Origin of the sequence: Streptomyces umbrinus (genome assembly GCF_030817415.1) — a bacterium.
Classification (GTDB): domain Bacteria; phylum Actinomycetota; class Actinomycetes; order Streptomycetales; family Streptomycetaceae; genus Streptomyces; species Streptomyces umbrinus_A.
In genome coordinates this window covers 5,806,402-5,830,451 of the sequence record NZ_JAUSZI010000002.1, presented here as the reverse complement: position 1 = coordinate 5,830,451, position 24,050 = coordinate 5,806,402, and the positions used below count along the sequence as shown (strand labels likewise).

The 24,050-nt window shown below is 70.5% G+C and carries 16 protein-coding genes, 4 tRNA genes, 1 other RNA gene and 1 pseudogene; 9 read left to right on the top strand and 13 right to left on the bottom strand.

Annotated features, from left to right (window positions below):
• Nucleotides 1-127: 127 nt before the first annotated feature.
• The 5 genes from QF035_RS25480 to QF035_RS25460 all read right to left on the bottom strand — a co-directional run bounded on the left by QF035_RS25480 (nt 128) and on the right by QF035_RS25460 (nt 6,563).
• On the bottom strand, nt 128-1,060 hold the full coding sequence (locus QF035_RS25480) for an alpha/beta fold hydrolase (protein WP_307531408.1): 933 nt from the start codon (nt 1,058-1,060) through the stop codon (nt 128-130).
• A 275-nt stretch (nt 1,061-1,335) separates the two neighbouring features.
• Entirely contained in the window at nt 1,336-1,956 is a 621-nt protein-coding gene (locus tag QF035_RS25475; RefSeq protein WP_307522912.1) for a mycothiol-dependent nitroreductase Rv2466c family protein, read from the bottom strand.
• 331 nt (nt 1,957-2,287) lie between these two features.
• Complete coding sequence (locus QF035_RS25470; protein WP_307522910.1) at nt 2,288-3,709, bottom strand: ATP-binding protein; 1,422 nt, start codon at nt 3,707-3,709, stop codon at nt 2,288-2,290.
• Nucleotides 3,710-3,746: 37 nt separating this feature from the next.
• Nucleotides 3,747-6,200: a helicase C-terminal domain-containing protein gene (locus QF035_RS25465; RefSeq protein ID WP_307522908.1), complete on the bottom strand. Its 2,454-nt coding sequence runs from the start codon at nt 6,198-6,200 to the stop codon at nt 3,747-3,749.
• 275 nt (nt 6,201-6,475) lie between these two features.
• Nucleotides 6,476-6,563, bottom strand: a tRNA-Ser gene (locus QF035_RS25460).
• A 71-nt stretch (nt 6,564-6,634) separates the two neighbouring features.
• On the opposite strand from QF035_RS25460, the gene ffs reads away from it, so the two are divergent.
• From ffs to QF035_RS25430, 6 genes are all read left to right on the top strand, one after another.
• An RNA gene (gene ffs / locus QF035_RS25455) (signal recognition particle sRNA small type) lies at nt 6,635-6,733 on the top strand.
• 151 nt (nt 6,734-6,884) lie between these two features.
• Nucleotides 6,885-9,212: a DNA polymerase III subunit gamma and tau gene (locus tag QF035_RS25450; protein WP_307522907.1), complete on the top strand. Its 2,328-nt coding sequence runs from the start codon at nt 6,885-6,887 to the stop codon at nt 9,210-9,212.
• A 128-nt stretch (nt 9,213-9,340) separates the two neighbouring features.
• Nucleotides 9,341-10,600 (top strand): phosphoribosylamine--glycine ligase, encoded by a 1,260-nt coding sequence (purD, locus tag QF035_RS25445; protein ID WP_307522906.1) that lies wholly within the window; start codon nt 9,341-9,343, stop codon nt 10,598-10,600.
• A gap of 325 nt (nt 10,601-10,925) precedes the next feature.
• The gene (locus tag QF035_RS25440; RefSeq protein WP_307531407.1) at nt 10,926-12,716 is read left to right on the top strand and encodes a hypothetical protein; all 1,791 of its coding nucleotides are present in this window, start codon (nt 10,926-10,928) and stop codon (nt 12,714-12,716) included.
• Nucleotides 12,717-12,948: 232 nt separating this feature from the next.
• Nucleotides 12,949-14,475 carry a N,N-dimethylformamidase beta subunit family domain-containing protein gene (locus QF035_RS25435; protein WP_307522905.1) on the top strand — a complete coding sequence of 509 codons (1,527 nt, stop codon included), beginning with the start codon at nt 12,949-12,951 and terminating at the stop codon, nt 14,473-14,475.
• A gap of 94 nt (nt 14,476-14,569) precedes the next feature.
• Nucleotides 14,570-15,469, top strand: coding sequence for a phosphoribosylaminoimidazolesuccinocarboxamide synthase (locus QF035_RS25430; RefSeq protein ID WP_307522904.1), 900 nt, complete (start codon nt 14,570-14,572; stop codon nt 15,467-15,469).
• A gap of 60 nt (nt 15,470-15,529) precedes the next feature.
• Here the strand turns inward: QF035_RS25430 and QF035_RS25425 are convergent.
• The 8 genes and pseudogenes from QF035_RS25425 to QF035_RS25390 all read right to left on the bottom strand — a co-directional run bounded on the left by QF035_RS25425 (nt 15,530) and on the right by QF035_RS25390 (nt 20,298).
• Nucleotides 15,530-15,602: transfer RNA gene (locus QF035_RS25425), tRNA-Gly, on the bottom strand.
• 23 nt (nt 15,603-15,625) lie between these two features.
• Nucleotides 15,626-16,246 carry a response regulator transcription factor gene (locus QF035_RS25420; protein ID WP_307522903.1) on the bottom strand — a complete coding sequence of 207 codons (621 nt, stop codon included), beginning with the start codon at nt 16,244-16,246 and terminating at the stop codon, nt 15,626-15,628.
• Nucleotides 16,243-17,558: pseudogene (locus QF035_RS25415) on the bottom strand (sensor histidine kinase). The gene QF035_RS25420 and the pseudogene QF035_RS25415 overlap by 4 nt, the downstream one beginning before the upstream one ends.
• A 23-nt stretch (nt 17,559-17,581) precedes the next feature.
• Nucleotides 17,582-18,388 carry an ABC transporter permease gene (locus QF035_RS25410; RefSeq protein WP_307522901.1) on the bottom strand — a complete coding sequence of 269 codons (807 nt, stop codon included), beginning with the start codon at nt 18,386-18,388 and terminating at the stop codon, nt 17,582-17,584.
• Nucleotides 18,385-19,347, bottom strand: a complete 963-nt coding sequence (locus QF035_RS25405) for an ABC transporter ATP-binding protein (RefSeq protein ID WP_307522899.1) — start codon at nt 19,345-19,347, stop codon at nt 18,385-18,387. The genes QF035_RS25410 and QF035_RS25405 overlap by 4 nt, the downstream gene beginning before the upstream one ends.
• Nucleotides 19,348-19,506: 159 nt before the next feature.
• Nucleotides 19,507-19,582, bottom strand: a tRNA-Gly gene (locus tag QF035_RS25400).
• An 81-nt stretch (nt 19,583-19,663) separates the two neighbouring features.
• Nucleotides 19,664-19,735: transfer RNA gene (locus QF035_RS25395), tRNA-Gly, on the bottom strand.
• A 245-nt stretch (nt 19,736-19,980) separates the two neighbouring features.
• On the bottom strand, nt 19,981-20,298 hold the full coding sequence (locus QF035_RS25390) for a histone-like nucleoid-structuring protein Lsr2 (RefSeq protein WP_055613837.1): 318 nt from the start codon (nt 20,296-20,298) through the stop codon (nt 19,981-19,983).
• A 370-nt stretch (nt 20,299-20,668) separates the two neighbouring features.
• Between QF035_RS25390 and purS the strand changes: the two genes are divergently transcribed.
• From purS to purL, 3 genes are read left to right on the top strand one after another with little or no spacing between them, the layout of a single operon-like run.
• A complete protein-coding gene (gene purS / locus QF035_RS25385; protein WP_055613836.1) occupies nt 20,669-20,932 on the top strand; it encodes a phosphoribosylformylglycinamidine synthase subunit PurS in 264 nt (87 codons plus the stop codon).
• Nucleotides 20,929-21,609 carry a phosphoribosylformylglycinamidine synthase subunit PurQ gene (gene purQ / locus QF035_RS25380; RefSeq protein WP_307522897.1) on the top strand — a complete coding sequence of 227 codons (681 nt, stop codon included), beginning with the start codon at nt 20,929-20,931 and terminating at the stop codon, nt 21,607-21,609. Before purS ends, purQ begins: the two co-directional genes overlap by 4 nt.
• Nucleotides 21,606-23,864 carry a phosphoribosylformylglycinamidine synthase subunit PurL gene (purL, locus tag QF035_RS25375; RefSeq protein WP_307522896.1) on the top strand — a complete coding sequence of 753 codons (2,259 nt, stop codon included), beginning with the start codon at nt 21,606-21,608 and terminating at the stop codon, nt 23,862-23,864. Before purQ ends, purL begins: the two co-directional genes overlap by 4 nt.
• The last annotated feature ends 186 nt before the right edge of the window (nt 23,865-24,050 follow it).

The window sequence follows — 24,050 nt, the reverse complement described above, 5'->3', positions numbered from 1 at the left end:
GGGCCCCACCGTTCGCGGTGGGCCCTTCGACATCGTGCCCGGCGAGGCACGAGCGGAAGACGAGTGGAGGACACGAGCACGGGAGAAAGGGGGAACTGGCAGTGTCCGGGCCGGAGTTCCTCGGCGACTACGAGCGGGCCGTGGCCTGTGCGGTGACTCGCTGGATGGCCTTGACGGCGATGTCGGGACGGTCGACGTGTATGTAGTGGCCGCTTCCGGCGGCGACGCCTATCCGGCTGCGGCCGGAGAGCGCACGCCACTCCTCCTGACCCTCGGCCCACATCGCTTCCAGGGCGGGCCCGTAGTCGGGGACCTCGGCGTACTGGGACTCGTGCCTGATGATCTGCACCGGGATGTTCCCCGCGGAGCGGACCTTCGCGTCGGCGATGATGAACTTCTCCGGGTTCTGGCCCTCGTTCACCGCGATGGTCTGGTCACGCAGTTCGGCCGCCATGCCGGTGGCCGACTCGGGGATCGCCTTCGAGACGCCCGCCGTGAGGGCCGGGATCGTGGCGTCCATCAGGACCAGGCCCTTGACCCTGTCCCGGTGGTCGGGGGCGTAACGGGCGGCGATCAGTCCGCCCAGCGAGTGGCCGGCCAGCACGACCGGGCGGTCACCGGCGACCCGGTCGAGCACGCCCGTCAGGATCCTGGAGCTGTCGTTGATGGTCTGCGTGCCGTTCGGCTGGTCGCTCTCGCCCTCGCCGAGCCGGTCGTAGGAGCAGACCCGGGCCTTCTTGCTCAGGGTCTTCTGCAGGCCGGCCATCGTGTCCAGCCCGTCGCCCCCTCCGGCCATCAGGACGACCACCGGCTTACGGTCCACCGAGCGGCCGGAGCACGAGACGTTGACCGAGTAGCTGCCGACACGGATCTTCTTGGTCCCCGAGAACGAGTCCCCGTGCCCGTGCCGCGCGGTCGTGATGGAAGTCGATTGCGTCTGCACCCGGACCTGCACCTTCGTCTGTGCCTGAGCCGCCTGGGCGGTGGCCTCCCCGAAACCGACGATGCCCGCACCGGCCACGGCACAGAACGTCGCGGCCACGGCAGTGGTCTTGAGCATGCGGTTCACGAGGACCTCCAAAAAAGACAAGGGGAAGACGGGGAGAAGACGAGGAGAGGACAAAGGGCTGGGAACGAGCCGGTCGGCCGGAGTCCGTCGGCGACAACTCAGACGCTACGGATCAGGCGGCCCAGGATCGTCACCCCCCAGGGCTCACTCACGCGTAGCTCTCCAGGGGGACAACGGTTACGCCCCGGCCTCTCGGCCGGCGCCGGCCAATGCGCGCGAGCCCCCGCCGGATGCGCCGTGTCGGTCGCCCACGTCAGCCGCCCGTGTCAGTCACCCATGTCGAACCGAGGCTCTTCGGTACGGGTCCGCTTGACCTCGTAGAAGCCCGGAACAGCGGCCAGCAGCAGAAAGCCGTCCCACAGCCGTCCGGCCGTCTCCCCGGTGGGCGCGGGGGAGACGACGGGACCGAAGAAGCCGACCCGTTCGCCACCGGGCCCGGCGACCGACAGCACCGGGGTGCCGATGTCGTCGCCGGCTAGGGCGACGGCCTGCGCGTGCGAGGACCGGATCGCCTCGTCGTACGCGGTGGACTCGGCGACCTCGGCGATCCCCTCCGGCAGCCCGGCATCGGCAAGGGCCGCCGGGAGGTTCCCCCAGTCGCCCCGGATATGAAATCGGGTGCCCATCGCGGTGAAGAGGTCGCCGAGCGCCCGCTGACCGAACTGCTCCTCCACGGCGGCACACACGCGCACCGGGGCCCACATGTAGTCGCCCCACTCGCCCTCGGGGTTGTCGTCCCGGTGCTCGTTGAGCACCGACAGACTCATCACCCGCCAGCGGACGGCCACCGGCCGCACCTTGGTGACCTCCACCATCCACCGTGAGGTGATCCACGTGTACGGGCAGACGGGGTCGAACCAGAAGTCCACAGTCCGCTGTTCGCTCATCCGATCGCTCCTGAGACGGAAAACGACGAAGGGCACAACGACGAAGGACACAACGACGAAGGACACAACGACGAAGGACACAACGACGAAGGGCCCCACCGCGAGGTGGGGCCCTTCGACGTTAGTGCCCGGTGAGGCACTGGCGGAGGATACGAGATGCGAACTCGTGAGGGGTTGCCCCCAACACGCTTTCCAAATGTTCGTCTGGGGGGTTCCGGGGTGTACGGGAGCGTTCTGACCTGCGATGGAGTGGGGGTGGTCGGGACTTCTGGACAGTGCCGTACGCAGGTGAACGCAACCAGAACTGCAACCAGGGCATCTCAGCCGCTGCTCATGCTCTGCGCCAGGCGCTGAGCAGTTCGTCGGGACCGTACGCCGCATGAAGCCCAGCACAGCTGGTTCCGTTTCGGGAAACTGCCACGAGCGGCACTGGCTCGTCGGTGATCGCCGCCCGGTGCTTCTGCAGTGCGGCCAGGTCGTGGCTGTCGAGCGGGGAGTTCTCCAGCCACTTGATCGAGCCGAGGAAGAGCAACTGCTTGGCCACCGGCTGCCGGTCGGCGCCCACCAAGTCGATTTCGACGTCGTTGCTGCGGGTCCAGTAACCGCCGATCGCCGGGGCGGCGGGCAGGAGCCCGTCCGGCAGGAGACGGGCGAGGGATTCCCGGACCAGGGGCTCGATCGCGCGGCCCCGCCAACTCGTCCACTGCTCCCTGATCCGGCTCAGTGTGAGATCTCCCCGCATCCGCTCGATCTCCGCCATGTGTGGATCCAGAAACGCGAGCCAGAACCGCAGGTAGGGGTCTGCCACTCGGTAGCGGCGTTCTTTCGACGGGCGCAGGGAGAGGGGCAGTTCGGCTGCCACCACCCGCTTCGCGGTCAGGACGTCCGTTGCCCGGGTAAGCGTGGTGTGGGCGATGCCGCCGGCGGCGCGCGCGATGTTGGTGAAAGTTCGTTCTCCGGCTCCGACGGCCCGTAGGACTTCCCTGCTCATCGCCTGCGGTGGGAATTCCGCGGCCAGTGAGCGTTCGGCGGAGACCAGCAGCGCCGAGATCGGGTTGTCGAGCGAGTCGCGGAGGAACTCCCAGACGTCCGCTCCGGCCCGCCACTCCGCACAGATCAGCGGAAGACCGCCCGTGATCAGGGCGGCGTCGAAAGCGACCGCCGGCGACAGGTCGAGCATCTCGCGGATGTCGGCCGGGTTCAGCGGTCCCACGACCATTTCCCGGCCCCGCTGATGGAAGGGGCGGTCGTAGCTGTTCAGCGCCTCCATCATCGACAGGTCGGATCCGACCAGGAGGAGGAGCACGGGCTTGTGGCTGAGCAGCCTGTCCCAGGCCCGTTGCAACATCCCCTCGAACGCGTCGATTCGGTCCATGAGATACGGAACCTCATCGATGACGACCACGCTCGGGCTGTCGTCGGGCAGGACCTCCGCAAGCAGCCTGAATGCCGCATTCCACTGCTCGGGGGCCTCCTCCGAGAACAGTCCCCGCTCCGGGAGGGTGGATCTGGCGACGGCGTCGAGCAGCTCCGTCAGCTCGTCGTCCGCAGTACCGCCCGCCGCGGTGAAGAAGAGGTACGGCGTCTCGGTGCGCCGGAGGAATTCCTCGACGAGGCTGGACTTGCCGACCCGCCGCCGTCCGCGCATGAGGATGCACTGGCCTGGTTTCGCCGACCCGGCGGCATCATGAACCGCCTGCAAGGCGTTGCCGAGCACGTTCAGCTCGCGGTCCCGCCCGATGAAGCGACGCATGGCAAGCCTCCCGTAGGCAATAGTATCGGAAGGGATACTATCCCTGTCGATACCATTGCCTCTTCTGTTCGGGCATGACGCTGTGGATGCGGGAGAGGGTGAAAACGCGCTCGGCCTCCCGAAGGTGGCACCAGGCTTCCAGGTAGGGCGGGTCGAGTGCGAGGCGGCTGAGGGTGCGCTCGGTCCGGTTGCCCGAGGTGGCGACGTACTCCACGGTGATGGCCTGACCGGCATCGATGGCATGCGCGAGTTGGCGGATGTCGCTGTACGGCAGGCGCTTCGCCCACCCTGCGACGATCTCTTCGGTGTCCGTGGCGAAGGGAGCTCCTCCGTCGAACGGCGCGGGTTCGGGAGTCGTGGGCGGGGCGGCCAGCAGCTGGTTCGCCAAGGTGTTCAGGTCGGCGGCGGGTGCCTTCGTGCGCGTGGCAGCGACAGCGATGCGGCGGCCGTCCCGCGTGCTGGTGCCGCGTGGAGTGGGAACGGGAGCTGCGGCCCGCTGAGGCCGGGCCTTCTCGATGCGTACCGTGCCCTCGGCCGTCTCGGCGACAGGGGCGTACCCCTCGGCCCGGAGCGCGGCGAGGGTCGTGTCGATCGGGCTACGGCTGATGAGCACTGTCGGCGCCAGCTGCCGCAGTCCGAGCCCGGCGAGCCCTCGGTGGGCGGCGAGCTCGGCCAGCAGCACGGGCTCGTCGCCGTGGATGACGCAGGCGGCAGGGGCGATGCGCACGCGTCCGTGGCCGCGCGCGGTGTCGGCGATCAGATACGACAGCGGCTGTGGCAGGGGCCCGCCGGCGACAGCGGCCAGGTGGGCTGTGATGTCCTCGGGGGTGCGGCCGGCATCCAGAGCCCGGCGGATGCCGCCGACGCTGAACCGCCACACCGATGCCGTGCCGCTGGTCTCTCGATCGGCGACGGAATCCAGGAGCGCGGTCAGTCGCGCGGACGGCGTGCCGGTGACGACGGCGGTGAGGTCGGCGCCGATCCGAGCCACTGCCGTGGCCGAGGGGACCAGTCGTCGGCACTCGATGCTCAGCCCCTCCGTATCGCCGGTCCGCAGGCGGATGCCGAGAGCGGACAAGGCGCCACGTGCGAGTACTCCGAGGAGCTCGGCCTCACGGATCACGGCGGCGAACGGCGTTCCGTCCTGGGGTGACGAGTCGGCGAGGGGGCGGTGCCAGGCGATCAGTGGCCCCAGATCCGAGGCGACTCCCGCGCCCTGCCCTGCCGGGAGCTGTGCTGCTGCGGCCAACAGCCCGAGGCGGGCCTGCACACAGCCGCCGCAGGGAGGCGCTCCGGCGACGGCAGGGAGCGCTCTGTTGTCCTCGTCGCGCGCCTGGGTGGGGGTGAGCGGCAGGTTCTGCCATGCCTGGAGCAGCACTGCGAACTGCTCCGGGGGTTCCTGTTCCGCCCAGGCGTCGTATGCCTCGGTGGGGGACACACGGTCGCCGTCCCGGCCCAGAAGCCCAGCGGCGTACGAGGTCTCCAGGGTGATGCGTACGACAGCGTCGTCGGCCTGGGCCGCCTTGCCGATCCGGGCCAGTTCACGTGCACCGATCCCGCCGGACTTCAGCCGGGCCGGTGCCGTTGCCGAGCAGGCCGCCAGGACCGAGGCGGCATGGGTTACGAAGGCCGTGGCCGCGGCCGATGCTTCGCGATCGGTCTCCGCCGGGGTGACAGATGCCGGCCGGGGGCACGGTGGGGCGGGCTCGAACGGGGCGTGCCAGCCGGGCCCGCGCAGCGCGAGTGCCACCTCGGCGGGCATACGCGCCGGGCCGTATCGGTGCCGGTCCTGGATCAGGAGCCCCCGGTCCAGTGCCCATCGCGCACCCGGTTCGAGGTCGGGCCCAGGAAACCCGGACACGACGAACTGCGGCTGCCTCGTAGCGGCCCGCGCCAGGCGGTCGAGCAGTTTCCGGGCGGTCTCGGGGGCCTTTGCGACCACGGAGGTGATCTGCTCCGGGTCGCTGTGGTGCTCCACCAGGGCGGCCAGTCGGTGCGGCTTGGCGCCCGGCGGCTTGACGCCCAGTGTCACCAGCATGCCGCGCAGTTCGTCGGAGGTCGTGCCCGCGAGCAGTTCCTCCAGCGGAGCATCCAGCCCAAGGGGTGTGTCCCATGCCTGCCGCAGCGGTCCGGTCATACGGAGCTGCCCCGCGCCGTCCGGCCAGACCAGAGCGTGATCGGCCAGCGTCTCCAGCACGGTGTCGAGTTCGCAGGCGGTTGCGTCGTCCACGGCTCCCAGCAGTTTCACCAGAGCATCGCGCGATGCGTGGACCCCAAGCGCCGCCAGCGCCTCGGCCACCTGGAGGTGCGGCAGCGCGAGCCGCGGCAGGACCAGCGCCACCGATCCCGGGCGTTGAAGCCGATCCGCCAGTTCCCCCAGCGAACGCGGCTCCGGAAGCGACACGGCGTCCTGCCGTGCCCCGAGCACGCGTGCCAGACGAGAGCCGTCGAGGCTGCCGAGCCATGTCGCCAGCGTGGATCGGGACTTCATGCGACGTGCACCTCGTCAGACCAGGGAGCTTCGTAGCGGGGCCGGGTTCAAGGATGGCGTATCCCCGTGATCCGTGGGTGCCGCAAGGGGCAGGTTCCCCCTTGGCGGGCGTCGGCGGCTTGTGGGCCGTCTCAATTGCGAGCTGAGAGGGCCCGACAGATCAGCTAAATGTCTGAAATGGAAGCTTATAAATGCAACCAGAAATGCAACCAGTGCACGACGAAGGGCCCCACCGCGAACGGTGGGGCCCTTCGACATCGTGCCCGGTGAGGCACTGGCGGAGGATACGAGATTCGAACTCGTGAGGGGTTGCCCCCAACACGCTTTCCAAGCGTGCGCCCTAGGCCACTAGGCGAATCCTCCGCGGCAAACAATACAAGACGTTGAGGAGTGCTCGCGAACTCGTTCCCCCCGCTCAGATCGGGTACTGTGTGCGTAGCCCCTCACGTGGCGCTATCTGACTGAACTCCCCCAGGGCCGGAAGGCAGCAAGGGTAGGTTGGCTCTGGCGGGTGCGTGGGGGGCGCTTGCGTTTGCGGGGCCGGCGGAGTCGAGGGTGCGGCCCTCGTGGAGCCGAGGATGCGGCCCCGGTGGAGCCGTGAGTGCGGCCCGGTGCCGGTGAGGCGGAGCGGTGAAGTCCGGCGGGCGGTGCTCGTTGTCAGTGGGCGCCTATAACCTCGTACGTGTGTCGTCTCTCGCGCTGTACCGCCGTTATCGCCCGGAGTCGTTCGCCGAGGTCATCGGGCAGGAGCATGTCACCGACCCGTTGCAGCAGGCGCTGCGGAACAACCGGGTCAATCACGCGTACCTGTTCAGCGGGCCGCGTGGGTGCGGGAAGACGACCAGCGCGCGGATCCTGGCGCGGTGTCTGAACTGCGAGCAGGGGCCCACACCGACGCCGTGCGGGGAGTGCCAGTCCTGCCGGGACCTCGCGAGGAACGGGCCGGGTTCCATCGACGTGATCGAGATCGACGCCGCCTCGCACGGTGGCGTGGACGATGCCCGTGACCTGCGCGAGAAGGCGTTCTTCGGACCCGCGAGCAGCCGGTACAAGATCTACATCATCGACGAGGCCCACATGGTCACGTCGGCCGGGTTCAACGCGCTGCTGAAGGTCGTCGAGGAGCCGCCCGAGCACCTCAAGTTCATCTTCGCCACCACCGAGCCCGAGAAGGTCATCGGGACCATCCGGTCGCGTACGCACCACTATCCGTTCCGGCTCGTCCCGCCCGGGACCCTGCGGGAGTACCTGGGCGAGGTGTGCGGGCGCGAGGGCAGTCCCGTCGAGGACGGGGTGTTGCCGCTGGTCGTGCGCGCCGGCGCCGGGTCCGTGCGTGACTCCATGTCCGTCATGGACCAGCTGCTGGCCGGCGCCGGGGACGACGGCGTGACGTATGCCATGGCCACCTCACTGCTCGGTTATACGGACGGGTCGCTGCTCGACTCCGTGGTCGAGGCCTTCGCCGCGGGGGACGGCGCCGCCGCCTTCGAGGTCGTCGACCGGATCATCGAGGGCGGAAACGATCCTCGGCGGTTCGTCGCCGACCTGCTGGAGCGGTTGCGGGACCTGGTCATCCTGGCGGCTGTGCCCGATGCCGGGGAGAAGGGGCTCATCGACGCCCCCACCGATGTCGTGGAGCGGATGACGGCCCAGGCCGGAGTGTTCGGCGCCGCCGAGCTCAGCCGGGCCGCCGATCTCGTCAACGAAGGGCTGACGGAGATGCGCGGGGCCACCTCGCCCCGCCTCCAGCTCGAACTGATCTGCGCGCGCGTGCTCCTGCCCGCGGCCTACGGGGACGAGCGGTCCCTCATGGCCCGGCTCGACCGCATCGAGCGCGGGGTCAACTTCACGGGGGCGGCGGCTGCCGGAGCGCCCGCCATGGGGTACGTGCCCGGGCCCGACGCGCATGCCGGAATGCCGACCGGGGTGCCGGGCGGCGGTATGGCCGCTTCCGCTTCTCTCGCTCCTCCCGGTCCCCCCGTCCCGCCGGGTGGCGGGCCCGCCGCCGCTCGCGCTGCGGTACGGGGAGCGGGGGCCCCCGGTGGAGACACGGGTCCCGGGGCGGCCCCAGCCCCCACACCAGCCCAGGCCCCCGCCTCGGCCCAGGCCCCCATGCCGGCCCAAGCCTCCCCGGGAGCCGCGCCTGCTCCCGCCCCGTCCACACCCACGCCCGCCCCCGCTCCCGAACCGCCGCCCGCCCAGGCGCCCCCCTCCGCCCCCGCGGCCGGTGCCGCTCCCGGTGCCTGGCCCGCCGCGACCGCCGCGGGCAGTGGCAGGCGACCCGGCGGGTGGCCGACCGCCACACCCGCGGGCGGGGGACAGCCACCGGCCGCGGCACCTGGCCCGCCCGCGCCCCAGGCCGCCCAGCCCCAGGCTCAGGCCCCCGCGCCGACGGCTTCGTACGCCTCCCCTCCGCCCGGCGGTGGCCCCGACCCCCGCATGCTGTGGCCGAACATCCTGGAGGCGGTGAAGAACCGACGCCGCTTCACCTGGATCCTGCTCAGCCAGAACGCGCAGGTGACCGGCTTCGACGGCACGACCCTCCAGATCGGTTTCGTCAACGCGGGCGCTCGGGACAACTTCGCGAGCAGCGGCAGCGAAGAGGTGCTGAAGCAGGCGCTGACCGAGCTGTTCAACGTGCACTGGAAGGTCGAGGCGGTCGTCGACCCGTCCGGCGGTTCGGCACCGCCGCCCGCGCCCGGCCCCGGGTCCGGTTACGGCGGTGGTTACGGGGCCGGCGGTGCCCCGGCCCCGGCGGCGCCGCGCCCTGCCCCGCAGCAGCCGACGGCTCCGGCTCCCCGGCCTGCCTCCTCGGCTCCCCAGTCCCAGTCGGCGCCCGCACCCAGCGCGCCCGCTCCCCGCCCCTCCGCGCCGGAGCCGCCCCCCATCTCCCCCGAGGACGACACCCCGGAGGACGACGATCCGGACCTCGACGAGTCCGCCCTGTCGGGCCACGAACTGATCGTGAGAGAGCTGGGAGCGACAGTGGTGGAGGAGTTCTCGAACGAGTAGTAACGAGCAGCAACCAGTAGCAGCAGCGAGCAGTAACCAGTAGTGGCAACGAGCAGCAACCAGTGGTTGTGAGCAGTGGCGGGCCCACGCAGACCCGCCCCCGAAACACGGCAGCTAGTCTGACCCCCGTGAAGGTCCTAGTAATCGGCGGCGGTGCCCGCGAACACGCCCTGTGCCGTTCTCTCTCCCTCGACCCCGACGTCACCGCGCTGCACTGTGCCCCAGGCAACGCGGGTATCGCCGAGGTGGCCGAGCTGCACCAGGTCGACGCCCTCGACGGCAAGGCCGTGGCCGCGCTGGCCACCGGGCTCGGCGCCGAGCTGGTGGTCGTCGGCCCGGAGGCGCCCCTCGTGGCCGGGGTCGCCGACGCCGTGCGCGAGGCGGGCATCCCGGTGTTCGGCCCCTCCAAGGAGGCCGCCGAGCTGGAGGGCTCCAAGGCCTTCGCCAAGGACGTCATGGCGGGTGCGGGCGTCCCCACGGCCCGCTCGTACGTCTGCACGAACCCCGACGAGGTCGAGGAGGCGCTCGACGCCTTCGGAGCCCCGTACGTCGTGAAGGACGACGGTCTCGCGGCCGGCAAGGGCGTCGTCGTGACCGCCGACCTCGACAAGGCCCGCGAGCACGCCAACGCCTGCGACCGTGTGGTCATCGAGGAGTTCCTCGACGGCCCCGAGGTCTCCCTCTTCGCGATCACCGACGGCGTGACGGTCGTCCCGCTGCAGCCCGCGCAGGACTTCAAGCGCGCGCTCGACGGCGACGAGGGTCCGAACACCGGCGGCATGGGCGCGTACTCGCCCCTCCCGTGGGCCGACCCGAAGCTGGTCGAGGAGGTCATGCAGACCGTTCTGCAGCCGACCGTCGACGAGATGCGCCGCCGCGGCACCCCCTTCTCCGGGCTCCTCTACGCCGGTCTCGCGATCACCTCGCGCGGCGTACGGGTCATCGAGTTCAACGCCCGCTTCGGCGACCCCGAGACGCAGGTCGTCCTCGCCCGCCTGAAGACCCCCCTCTCCGGCATCCTCCTCGCGGCGGCGGACGGCACCCTGGTCGACCTCGAACCCCTCCGCTGGAGCGACGACGCGGCCGTCACCGTGGTCATCGCCTCGCACAACTACCCGGACACCCCGCGCACCGGCGACCCCATCGAGGGCCTCGACGAGGTGGCGGCGCAGGACGCCCCGCACGCGTACGTCCTGCACGCGGGCACCAGGCGCGACGGTGACGCCATCGTGAGCGCGGGCGGCCGGGTGCTCTCCGTCACGGCCAGCGGCAAGGACCTCACCCAGGCCCGCGCACGTGCGTACGAAGCGGTCAACCGAATCCACCTCGACGGCGGCCAGCACCGTACGGACATCGCGGCGAAGGTTGCGGGAGCGGCACAGGCGTAACCGACAGTTACGCCCCTTCACCTGCGTCGACACGCACCGCGGAATCACCCCGGGCCCCGGATCCTGCACAGGATCCGGGGCTCTTTCGTCAGCCACCTCTGCCCAAAGCCATTCCATCGAGTGACCGATGCCCCATCCGGCTGACGAGGGCCGGGGCCCCAACTAGGGTGCGGCGCAAGCGTTCCGGCACTTGGCCCACCGGCATTGCGATGTCGGTCGTGGGTGCCACAGTGGGGGAGTGAGCAACGCCATGGACGTCCGCCGGCAGTGGCTGGGTATGCACGCGCCGGGCGGGCAGTAGGGGGTGACACCGGTCGTGTCCGGTATGGGTGTGGAGGTGGGCGCGCAGGCCGCGCGCTCACGGGCTCTCGCCGTGCTGCGGGTCCGCAGCAGGGCGCTGGCCGTCGCCCTGCTGCCCGCGGCCGTCGCCGTCGTGCTGCTCGTCGGCGGGTCGACGGGCCACATCGACGGCCCCGGCTGGGCGGTCACGCGGTGGGTCGTGTCGGGGTTCGCCCTGTTCGTTCTCCTAGCCGCGGCGGGCATCGCGCTGGTCGTGGCCCGTTCCCGGCCCGCCGTGAGCCCCACGGTCACCATCGCCGAGGAGTCGGCGCCCGATCTCTACCGCATGGTGCGCGACCTGGCCGACCGCCTCGAAGTGCCCGCGCCCTCCGCGATAGCGCTCACCCCGGACTGCGACAGCTGGCTGGAGGACCGCACCCACCGGGCCCACGGCACGCCCCGGCCGGAGGCCCGCGACGAGATCGAGGGCGTACCGGGCGTCCGGGGCCTCCCGTCGGCCCACCGTCGTCCGCCGGCCGCGCCCGTCCTCGTCATCGGCTCGCCCTTCCTGTGGTGGATGCGGGTCGGCGAACTGCGCGCCGTCCTCGCGCCGGTGGTTGCCGGTACGGGACCGTCGGCGCACCCCGACATAGCCGCGGCCCGGCGTTTCGTCCGGGGGCTCGACGCGGCGGTGGCCGTGACCTCGGCGCCCCGCGGACCCCTGTCCAGGACGGTGCTCGGCGGGGTCGGCTGGGTGGTGCGGCTTCTGCTGCGCAGTTGTCGCGTGCATGCCGCCGAGATGGAGCGGGGTGTAGCCGCCGCGGCGGCGGAGCGTGCACAGGCTGTGGATTACGGTCTGCGGATCGTCGCCCAGGAGCAGGTGGGGCTGGCGTACGCGGGCTGGGACCGGCTGCTGACGCGGGTCGCGCTGCCCGCCTGGCGCATGGGGCGCTGGCCGTCCCGGCTTGACGCGGGCGTGGTCGCGGCCCTCACCGAACTCTCGCGTCGCGACCGCCTTGCCGAGGGGTTCGCCTCCCGGCTCGGCGAGCGGCCCGCCTGCGACCTGCTGGAGGAGCCCGGCGCGATCGACGAGGCGGCGTCCCTGCTGGCCGCGCGACTCTTCCACGGCGGACCGGCCGAGACCGGCCCCGACTGGGCGCCGGTCGACTGGGACGAGTATCCGGACGAGGTCGTGGACCGGAAGTGGCGTACGGACGCGGCGCGGTTGCACCGGGTGCTGGACGCTCTCGGAGTGAGCCGGTCCTCCGGCGCCGGCGCCTCGGATCCGGAGGGGCCGACCTTGGCCCGGGTGATGGATCACCTCAGTGACGGGGAGCCGCGGGAATCCGGGGACCCCGGGGATCCGGCGCTCGTGGAGAGGCCCGAGACCGCGGCGTACGAGGACGAGGACGGCGGGCCGGAGAACGAGCGGAGTTCGGCGCTGGCGGCGGGGCTCAGTGCGGAGGTGGCGCGCGAGGAGGCCGCGGTGTCGGCCGGGGCCGCCGCTCCCTCCGGGGCCGCCGGGCAGGTCGGTCCGGACATGCCCCTCTGGGACGACGGTTCGCTGCCGCTCTTCCCTCTGCAACCGCCCCGGACCGGGCGGGAGCTGCTGGCCGACCACGTCACGGCGATGGTCTGCTGTGCGGCGATGGACACGGCCGGGGCCGCTCCGGGGCTCGACTGGCTCGACGGCCCGTCGCTCCTCCTCAACGGCGAACGCTCCGTGGACCTCGGACCCCGAGTCCTGAGCCTCATCGAGGAGGGCGACCCCGCCCCCCTCCGCACCTGGCTCCTCCACCTGGGCATACGCCCCGAAAAGCCCGTCCGCCTGATCTGACGCTTTTCAGGGGCGCGGGGAACTGCGCACCCAGCCCCCACCGGGCCCGCACCCCACCACCCACCCGCACCCCACTCCCCCCTGACCCTCCCCGCCCAACCGCCGGAGGCAATTCGCGACGAACAGTGACGGCGCGCGTGCGTAATGTGATGTGCTGGGACCGCTCATTGAGAAGGAAAGGGCCTGCAAGGGCCGACAGGGGCTGACGGGGGCACGAGGGAGGGAACGCGGTATGGGGTCGGAGCAGATTCGCCGGTGGGAGTCGGGAGCGCTGGCGCATGCCGTCACGGACCCCTTCGGACAGGGCCCCCTCCCATGGCTGCGCGGCAGTGAGCACTACTTCGACGACACGGGCCACGTCGTCCCCTGGTACGTGGACCACGCCCCACCCCCGGGCGCGAGTTCCCCCGGCGGCCGCAACCACCAGCGAACCACCGGCCCGCGCGTCCCCACCCCCCGCCAGACCGCCGGAGACCCCCGCACCGCGGACGACGTCCACCGGCAGATCAAGGGCTTCGCCTCCACCGGCGCGGCCGCCCCCGGCGAGGCCATCGACTTCCACATCACGGTCGACCCGCCGCAGCAGTTCAGCGTGGACATCTACCGCATCGGCCACTACGGCGGCGACGGCGCCAGCAAGATCACCACCAGCCCCCGCCTCCCCGGCATCGTCCAGCCGCCCCCGCTCACCGCGGACCGCACGGTCTCCTGCCACCACTGGTGGCTCTCCTGGCGGCTGCAGATCCCGACGTACTGGAGCATCGGCGCGTACGTGGCCGTGCTGACCACCGACGACGGCTACCGCTCCCACATCCCGTTCACGGTCCGCGACAACCACCCCGCCGACCTGCTGCTCCTCCTCCCGGACATCACCTGGCAGGCGTACAACCTCTATCCGGAGGACGGCCACACGGGCGCGAGCCTGTACCACGCGTGGGACGAGCACGGCCGGCTGCTCGGCGAGGCCGAGGCCGCCACGACGGTGTCGTTCGACCGCCCGTTCGCGGGCGCGGGCCTCCCCCTCCACGTCGGCCACGCCTACGACTTCATCCGCTGGGCCGAGCGCTACGGCTACGACCTCGCGTACGCCGACGCCCGAGACCTGCACGCCGGCCGCGTCGACCCCATCCGCTACCGGGGCCTGGTCTTCCCCGGCCACGACGAGTACTGGTCGACGGCCATGCGCCGAACCGTGGAGGTCGCCCGCGAGCACGGCACGTCCCTCGTCTTCCTCTCCGCCAACACCATGTACTGGCAGGCGGAGCTGGGCCCGTCCCCGTCCGGCGTCCCCGACCGCCTGCTGACCTGCCGAAAACGCCGGGGCCCGGGCAAACCCGCACTGTGGCGTGAGGTCGACCGCCCCGAGCAGGAGCTCCTGGGCGTCCAGTACGCGGGCCGGGTCCCCGAGGCGCACCCCCTGGTCGTCCGCAACGCCGACCACTGGCTGTGGGAGGCGACCGGCGCCCACGAGGGCGACGAGCTGGAGGGCATGGTCGCCGGCGAGGCCGACCGCTACTTCCCGCGCATCACGCTCCCCGAGCACGAGGGCCGCATCCTCCTCTCGCACTCCCCGTACCGGGACACCGAGGGAGCCATCCGCCACCAGGAGACGTCCCTGTACCGCGCGCCCTCCGGCGCCCTCGTCTTCGCGGCCGGCACCTTCGCCTGGTCCCCGGCCCTGGACCGCCCGGGCCACATCGACACCCGCGTCCAGCGCGCCACCGCCAACCTCCTGGACCGCATCTGCAAACGCGACTGAGCCCGTGGAAGACCTTCACACCCGACCCCTGGCCGGCCCGGTTCTTCCCGTACGGGAGAATCGACCCAGTTGGCCAGAAAGACGGGGAGGAACCGTGTCCGGATTCGTAGAAAAGCCCGAGCCCGTCGAGGTGCCGGGTCTGGTGCATCTGCACACCGGCAAGGTGCGCGACCTGTACCAGAACGAGGCGGGCGACCTCGTGATGGTCGCCAGCGACCGCATCTCCGCCTTCGACTGGGTGCTGCCCACGGAGATCCCCGACAAGGGCAGCGTCCTGACGCAGCTCTCGCTGTGGTGGTTCGACCAGATCGGCGACCTGATGCCGAACCACGTCCTCGGCACCGACCTCCCGCCCGGCGCCCCCGACGACTGGGCGGGCCGCACCCTGGTCTGCAAGTCGCTGCGGATGGCCCCGGTCGAGTGCGTGGCCCGCGGCTATCTCACCGGCTCGGGTCTCGTCGAGTACAACCAGACCCGTACCGTCTGCGGCCTCGCCCTCCCCGAGGGCCTGTCCGACGGCTCGGAGCTGCCCGCCCCGATCTTCACCCCGGCCACCAAGGCCGCCGTCGGCGAGCACGACGAGAACGTCTCGTACGAGGAGGTCGCCCGGCAGGTCGGCGCGGACACCGCGGCCCAGCTGCGCCAGGCGACGCTCGCCGTCTACGGCCGGGGCCGTGACATCGCGCGCGAGCGCGGGATCATCCTCGCGGACACGAAGTTCGAGTTCGGCTTCGACGGCGAGACGCTCGTTGTCGCCGACGAGGTGCTCACCCCGGACTCCTCCCGTTTCTGGCCGGCCGACGAGTGGGAGCCGGGCCGCGCGCAGCCCTCGTTCGACAAGCAGTTCGTCCGCGACTGGCTGACCTCCGCCGAGTCCGGCTGGGACCGCAAGAGCGAGCGTCCGCCGCCGGCCCTGCCCCAGCAGGTCGTGGACGCCACCCGCGCCAAGTACGTGGAGGCGTACGAGCGCCTCACGGGCACCACCTGGAGCTGAGCGCCCTCGGTCAGCACGAAGAAGCCCCCGGTCGCGATGACCGGGGGCTTCCTTCTGCTGAGCGGACGACCAGGTTCGAACTGGCGACCTCAACCTTGGCAAGGTTGCGCTCTACCAACTGAGCTACGTCCGCACTGCGCCGTGGCGCGAGAGCAACTATACCCAACCTCGCTCCCGCGCGAGACGCACCGCCGAGTGCCGGTTCTCCACCCCGAGCTTGGTGACGGCCGACGACAGATAGTTCCGTACGGTCCCCTGCGACAGCGCGGCCCGCTCGGCGATCTCCGCGACGGGCGCCCCGTCGGCGGCCAGTTCCAGCACCTCCGCCTCGCGCGCGGTCAGCGGAGAGTCCCCGGAGGAGATCGCGTCGGCGGCCAACTCCGGGTCGACGTAACGGTTTCCGCCATGGACGGTACGGATGATCTCCGCGAGCCGCTGAGCGCTGACGGTCTTCGGGACGAACCCGCGCACACCCGCCGCAAGCGCCCGCTTCAGATGCCCCGGACGCCCGTGGCTGGTCACGATCAGCACCCGGCACGCGGGCAGTTCGACCCGCAGCGATGTGGCCACCCTCACACCGTCCGCCCCGGGCATCCGGAGATCCAGTACCGCCACATCGGGTTCGTGGGCCCTGGCCATCGCCAGCGCCTCGGGCCCACTGGCCGCCTCCGCCACCACGAGCAGGTCGTCCTCAAGTCCGAGCAGCGCGGCGAGCGCCCCCCGGATGAGGTGCTCGTCGTCGGCGAGCAGCAGCCGGATGGGGCGTACGGGTGTCATGGGGCGACCTCTTCGTTCACAGTGCGCGGGGCGGGAGACGGGGAAGAGGACGGCGGTGGTGACGTGGACGGCTGCCCTGACGCGGGCGACGAGGAGGTGGGCGTCGCAGGCAGCGGAACCTCGGCCACCACCCGGAACCGGTCACCGTCGACCGGCCCCGCCTCCAGCGTCCCGTCCACCGCCGACAACCGCTCCCGCAGCCCGGCGAGGCCGGACCCCTTGCTGGTGGGCGTACTCGGCACCCTGTCCCTCTCCACCCCGTCGTTCTCCACGGTCAGGACCACGCGGGCCCCCTTCACCTGCAGTGACACCCGGCAGTGCCCCGCGTCCCCGTGCCGCAGCACGTTCGTGGTCGCCTCCCGTACGACCCAGCCGAGCGCCGACTGGACCGCCGAGGGCAGCTCCGACGCGGACCCGGTCACCGTGCACTCGACTCCGGCCGCGGTCAGCACGCCCTGCGCGCCCAGGAGCTCGACGCCGAGGTCGACCTCGCGGTAGCCGCGTACGACCTCGCGGACCTCCTTCTGAGACTCGCGGGCGATCCGCTGCACCTCGATCATCTGCTCCACGGCCTCGGGCCGTTCGCGGCGGGCGAGCTGGACGGCCAGCTCGCTCTTCAGGGCGATCACCGCGAGGTTGCGGCCATCACGTCGTGCAGGTCCCGCCCGAAGCGCAGCCGCTCCTCGGCGACGGCGAGGCGGGTACGGGTCTCGCGGGCCGCGTCGAGTTCGAGCACGGCTCTCAGCAGCCACACCGAGAAGAGGGAGGCGAGGCAGATGAACCCGCCGATCAGCAGTACCCCGGCCATCGTGGCCAGTGCGCTGTAGGCGGGCATCCCGACCAGGAACGCCGTGGCCCCGGAACCGGCCGCGAAGCCGCCCAGGAGTGCCAGCGCGTGCCGTCGGGACATCCCGAGGGCCATGAGGCCGAGCCCGTAGGGCACCACCACGATGAAGAACACGCCCATGGTGCTGTCGATCTCTTCGCCGCCCGGCCCGTGCTCGGTGAGTGCGAGTGCCCCGATCCCGAGCAGCGCGGTGAGGACAGCGAGCGCCGCGATCAGCCGCACGGGCTGCTCACGGCGGCCGCACGTCCAGTCGAGCGCCCGTGACGAGGTCACCAACCCCAGCAGGGCGTGCCCGCACAGCGGCAGGAACACCCAGAGGGTGAGTGGCATCCCCACCTCTCCGAAGACCGGCAGCCCGACCACGCTCACCTCGACCAGCGCGAAGCTGTAAAAGGACCACCGGGTGTACGTCTCGACCTTCGCCGGCGTGGTCTTGCCGTGCCACCAGGCCCCCGGCCCGCGCATACCCGCTCCCGCCTCATCGCCGTTCAGTGCCGTGGCTCCCACCGGAACCACCGCTGTACAGCAAACACCGAGAGCACGACCCAGGCCACTGCTGTGGCGATGGCGCCCAGGGCCTCGTACGCGCCGAGGTTCCCGGTCCAGCCACCGCGTATGAGCGTGATCACCGGGGACAGCGGCAGCAGTTCGCAGACGGTGGCGAGCCGGTCGGGCATGAGCTCGAACGGTATGAAGGTGCCGGAACCCATCATGGAGACGAGCAGCAACGGCATCGCCGCGACCTGGGCGCCCTCCAGGCTCCTGCTGAAGCTCGCGACGACGGCCGCGATGGCGGGCCACATGACGAGTCCCAGCAGCAGACCCAGGACGGCGAGGTGCGGTGCCTCGGGCGCTCCCACGTCGAGGAGCGCCGCGCACGCGATCGTCAGGACCACGCACTGCACGAGCCCGATCAGGACCGACGGCAGTGCGGCTCCGGCCAGGATCTCCACGTCCCGCAGCTCCCCGGTGCGCAGCCGCTTGAGCACCAGCTCCTCACGGCGGGCGGCGTAGACGCTCACCAGCGCGCTGTAGACGGCGAAGAGCAGGGAGAAGCCGACGGCGGAGGGCAGGATGACCGAGCCGACCGAGAGCCCGGCCTCCTCCAGATCCATGTCCTCGACCGCCGTGCGCAGGCTCAACGGCATGATCAGCGGTACGAACAGGGCCGCGAAGAACGTGGCCTTGCTGCGTCCGAGCAGTGTCAGTTCGGCCCGTGCGAGAGCCATCATCCGCCGTGCGGCGGTCGCGGGCGTACCGGCCTGTGCGGCCTTGGTCACAGTCTCCGCGCTCATGCCACGCGCTCCTTCTCGGCCGTCATCTCCGACGTCTGTGACGCCTCGCGGGCTATCCGCAGGAACGCCTCCTCCAGCGACCCCGACCGGACATCGAGCCCCCGCAGCTCGACCCCCGCCCGCTGTGCCCACACGAGGAGCTCGGTGGCGGCCCGCTGCAGTTCGAGCGTCCGCAGCCGGAGCGTCCGGCCCTCCATCTCGTGGTCGGTGATTCCGAGCGAGGCGAGCGGCGGCAGATCGCCGGGGAAGTAGCCGGCGGGCAGCTCGAAGGAGATCCGGGACGGCTGGGAGGCGGTCACCTCGGCCGGAGTACCGGTGACGGCGATGCGCCCGGCGTGCAGGATCGCGAGCCGGTCGGCGAGCCCTTCCGCCTCTTCCAGGTAGTGGGTGGTCAGCACCACGGTGGTGCCCGTCTCGCGCAGCTCGCGCACCAACTCCCAGGTCTCCTGGCGCCCTTCGGCGTCGAGTCCGGTCGTCGGCTCGTCCAGGAAGAGCACCTCGGGCCGCCCGAGGATCGCGCACGCCAGGTCCAGTCGCCGCTTCTCGCCCCCGGACAGTTGCTTCACGCGCACGTCGGCCCGCCGCGACAGACCGACCAGCGCCAGCGCCTCGCGCTCGGGCCGGGCCCCGCTCGTGCAGCCCGCCCACATCCGTACGGTCTCCCCGACGGTCAGCTCGGACGAGAAGCCGCCCTCCTGGAGCATGACGCCGATGTGCGGGCGCACCTTGGCGCGTTCGGTGTACGGGTCGTGGCCGAGGACGCGCACCTGGCCGCCGGACGGCGGTGCGAGCCCTTCGAGCAGTTCGACGGTGGAGGTCTTGCCCGCACCGTTGGTCCCGAGGAGCGCGAACAGCTCCCCGCGGCCGACGGAGAAGGACACCCCCCGGACCGCCTCGAACTCTCCCCCGTACACACGTCGTAGATCCGTGACCTCGATCACGTGCTCGTTCGTGTTCATGAGACCAGCCTCCCCGCCGCCGACGGGCGGGAGCAGTGCGCGCTGTCACCGCTGCACATGACAAATGTCAGACGGCCTCGGTCACACAGTCCCAGCCGTGGGGAGCACAAGCAGGCACACGAGAAAGGCCCCGATCGTGATGACCGGGGCCTTACTTTCTGGAGCGGACGACCAGGTTCGAACTGGCGACCTCAACCTTGGCAAGGTTGCGCTCTACCAACTGAGCTACGTCCGCATTTGCCTCCGACCGGCTCTCACCGATCGGCGCAGGCACCAGCCTACCTGATCAAAAACGCTGACCAGACCGGCAGTGCAGAGCGGGTGACAGGAATTGCACACTGCGCCTTCCCCCTGGAAGGGGGATGTTCTACTACTGAACTACACCCGCGCGACTCCGGGACCGGGCCTTTCGGCCTTGCCCCTCGGCGTGCTCCAGACTCTAGCTGATCAGCAGGGGTACTACGCAAGTCGGCTGCTCCCAGGGCCGGATGACGGCTTCCGGGGGCCCGGCTTCCGCGTATGAGTCGGCTCGGGGAGGCCGTGCCCCGTTAGGGGCGCGGGGAACTGCGCGACCAGCCCACTCGAACCGGCACCCGACAACGGACCCGCGGAAGCCACGCCGCCCGCCGGAGGTCACTGCGCAGCGCTGAACGCCTCATAGACCCGCTTGGGGATCCGCCCCCGAGCCGGCACCTCCATCTTGTGCGACTGGGCCCACGCCCGAACCGCCGCCGGATCGGGCGCAACAGCCGTCTGCCGGTACGCCTTGCCGGACCGAGACCGCTTGCGCCCGGCCTCCAGGTACGGCTCCAGCGCCTTACGCAGTTTCTTGGCATTGGCTTGATTCAGGTCGATCTCGTACGACTTGCCGTCCAGACCGAAGGCGATCGTTTCCGCCGCTTCCGAGCCGTCGATGTCGTCGAAGAGAGTGACTACGACACGCTGCGCCACGAATATCGGTCCCTTCGTGCGGCACCTCTCCAGCGACACGTGATGACGTGCGGAGATGCCGACTGTCCGGCTGTTTTTATGGGCGATTGGGCAAAGTATCGGCTATTGCCAATTCCTTTGTACAGTGCCCGGCAATCCAATGTGAAGCTCGACTAAATCTCTTGGCGTGTCTCAAGGCAATAGGAGACCGGGTCCTGATCCGGATCTTTCCCAGGATTTTTCGTGAAGGTAGCCCCTTCATCCCCGGTCGATAGCGTCTCGATGCGGAATCGTGATGGCCATCACGTAGATTCCTACGAATCTACCCGCGTAGAAATTTTGTACGGGTAGTCTGAACGAACCTGCTCAGCACCACACACCGGGAGTGCCAGTGGCACGCGTCGTAGTCGACGTCATGCTCAAGCCGGAGATCCTCGACCCCCAGGGCCAGGCGGTGCAGCGTGCACTGCCGCGTCTCGGTTTCGAAGGCATCGCCGACGTACGTCAGGGAAAGCGATTCGAACTGGAAGTGGACGGACCGGTGGACGAAGCCGCCCTCGCCCGCATCCATGAACTTGCGGAATCCTTCCTCGCCAACACCGTGATCGAGGACTTCACCGTCAAGGTCGAGGAAGTCGCGGAGGCAGGAAAGTGACCGCTCGTATTGGCGTCGTCACTTTCCCGGGAAGCCTCGACGACCGGGACACCCAGCGCGCGATCAAGCTCGCCGGTGCCGAACCCGTCGCTCTCTGGCACAAGGACAAGGACCTCAAGCAGGTCGACGCCGTGGTGCTGCCCGGCGGTTTCTCGTACGGCGACTATCTGCGCGCAGGAGCGATCTCGCGCTTCTCGCCGGTGATGGAGACCGTGATTGAGCAGGCGAAGTCGGGAATGCCGGTGCTCGGCATCTGCAACGGCTTCCAGATCCTCACCGAGGCCCATCTCCTCCCGGGCGGGATGCTCGGCAACGACCACCTGCACTTCATCTGCCGTGACCAGAAGTTGCGGGTGGAGAACGCGGGGACGTCCTGGACCGCCGACTACGAGTCCGGCCAGGAGATCCACATCCCGCTGAAGAACATGGACGGGCGGTACGTCGCCGACGAGCACACGCTCGACATGCTGGAGGCGGAGGGCCGGGTCGCCTTCCGGTACGTGGACTTCAACCCGAACGGCTCGCTCCGGGACATCGCCGGCATCACGAACGAGGCCGGCAACGTCGTGGGCCTCATGCCGCACCCCGAGCACGCCGTCGAGCCGCTCATCGGTTCCGGCCGCACCGACGGCCTCCCCTTCTTCACCTCGATCCTCAAGAAGCTGGTCAACGCATGAGCCGGACGCCTCTGGACACGGTCGAGCACGCGGCCGAGACCCCCGACGTCGAGCTGCCCTGGGCCGAACTGGGCCTGAAGAAGGACGAGTACGAGCGCGTCGTCGAGATCCTCGGCCGCAGGCCCACCGGTGCCGAACTCGCCATGTACTCCGTCATGTGGTCCGAGCACTGCTCGTACAAGTCCTCCAAGGTGCACCTGCGCCAGTTCGGCGAGAAGGCCCCGCAGTCGGACGCCCTCCTCGTCGGCATCGGCGAGAACGCGGGCGTGGTCGACGTCGGCCAGGGCTACGCGGTCACCTTCAAGGTCGAGTCGCACAACCACCCGTCGTACGTCGAGCCCTACCAGGGCGCGGCCACCGGCGTCGGCGGCATCGTGCGCGACATCATCGCGATGGGCGCCCGCCCGGTCGCGGTCGTCGACCCGCTGCGCTTCGGCGCGGCCGACCACCCCGACACCAAGCGCGTACTCCCCGGTGTCGTCGCCGGCATCGGCGGCTACGGCAACTGCCTGGGTCTGCCGAACATCGGCGGCGAGGTCGTCTTCGACGTCTGCTACCAGGGAAACCCGCTGGTCAACGCCGGTGCCATCGGCGTCATGCGGCACGAGGACATCCACCTCGCGAAGGCGTCGGGCACGGGCAACAAGGTCATCCTGTACGGGGCCCGCACGGGCGGCGACGGCATCGGCGGCGCGTCGATTCTGGCGAGTGAGACCTTCGACGACGCCAAGCCGTCGAAGCGCCCCGCCGTCCAGGTCGGCGACCCCTTCCAGGAGAAGCTCCTCATCGAGTGCACCCTGGAGGCCTTCGCCGAGAAGCTGGTCGTCGGCATCCAGGACCTCGGCGCGGCCGGACTGTCCTGCGCCACCAGCGAGTTGGCGTCCAACGGCTCCGGCGGTATGCGCGTCACCCTGGACGACGTACCGCTGCGCGACTCCACGCTCTCGCCCGAGGAAATCCTCATGAGCGAGTCGCAGGAGCGCATGTGCGCGGTCGTCGAGCCGGAGAAGGTCGACCGGTTCCTGGAGATCTGCGACAAGTGGGACGTCATCGCCACGGTGATCGGTGAGGTCACCGACGGCGACCGTCTGGAGATCTTCTGGCACGGCGGCAAGATCGTCGACGTCGACCCGCGCACGGTCGCGCACGACGGCCCGGTCTACGAGCGCCCGTACGCCCGCCCGGAGTGGCAGGACGCCCTTCAGGCGGACGACGCCAACAAGCTGGCCAGGCCCGCCACTTCGGAGGAGCTGAAGGACCAGGTCCTCCAGCTCGTGTCCTCCCCGAACCAGGCCTCCAAGTCCTGGATCACCTCCCAGTACGACCACTTCGTGCAGGGCAACACCGTGCTGGCCCAGCCCGAGGACTCGGGCATGATCCGCATCGACGAGGAGTCCGGCCTCGGCGTCGCGATCGCCACGGACGGCAACGGCCGCTACACCAAGCTGGACCCGTACCACGGCGCCCAGTTGGCCCTGGCCGAGGCGTACCGGAACGTGGCGACGACCGGCGCCAAGCCGCTCGCCGTCTCCGACTGCCTGAACTTCGGTTCGCCCGAGGACCCGGCCGTCATGTGGCAGTTCGCGGAGGCCATCCGTGGACTGGCCGACGCCTGCCAGCAGTTGGGCACCCCGGTGACCGGCGGCAACGTCTCGCTCTACAACCAGACGGGCGAGGTGGCGATCCACCCGACGCCGGTCGTGGCCGTGCTCGGTGTCATCGACGATGTCGCCCGCCGCACGCCGGTCGCCTTCCGTGAAGAGGGCCAGCTGCTCTACCTCCTCGGCGACACCCGCGAGGAGTTCGGCGGTTCGGCCTGGTCGCAGGTCGTCCACGACCACCTCGGCGGTCTGCCCCCGCAGGTCGACCTGGAGCGTGAGCGACTGCTCGCCGAGATCCTGATCTCCGCCTCCCGCGACGGCATGATCGACGCCGCGCACGACCTGTCCGACGGCGGTCTGATCCAGGCCGTCGTCGAGTCGGCGCTGCTCGGCGGCAAGGGCGCGCGTCTCGTCGTACCGGACGGGCTCGACGCCTTCACGTTCCTCTTCTCCGAGTCCGCGGGCCGTGCGATCGTCGCGATCCCGCGCTCCGAGGAGCTCCGTTTCAACGACATGTGCGGGGCGCGCGGCCTGCCCGTCACCCGCATCGGTGTCGTGGACGGTGACGCGGTCGAGGTCCAGGGCGAGTTCACCCTCTCCCTGACCGAGCTGCGCACGGCCCACGAGGGGACGATCCCGGCGCTGCTGGCGTAGGCGCTCCGCTGGGGGCGGGGCTTCGTCTGCGAGTCCGTTGTGGCTTGTCGCGCAGTTCCCCGCGCCCCTGACGGGGCGCTGTTGTTGGCGCATGTCGAAGGGCCCGACCGGAATCCGGTCGGGCCCTTCGACATGCCCGAGTGCACACCGCCGCCCCTTGACCGCATATACGTAATTACGTAATCT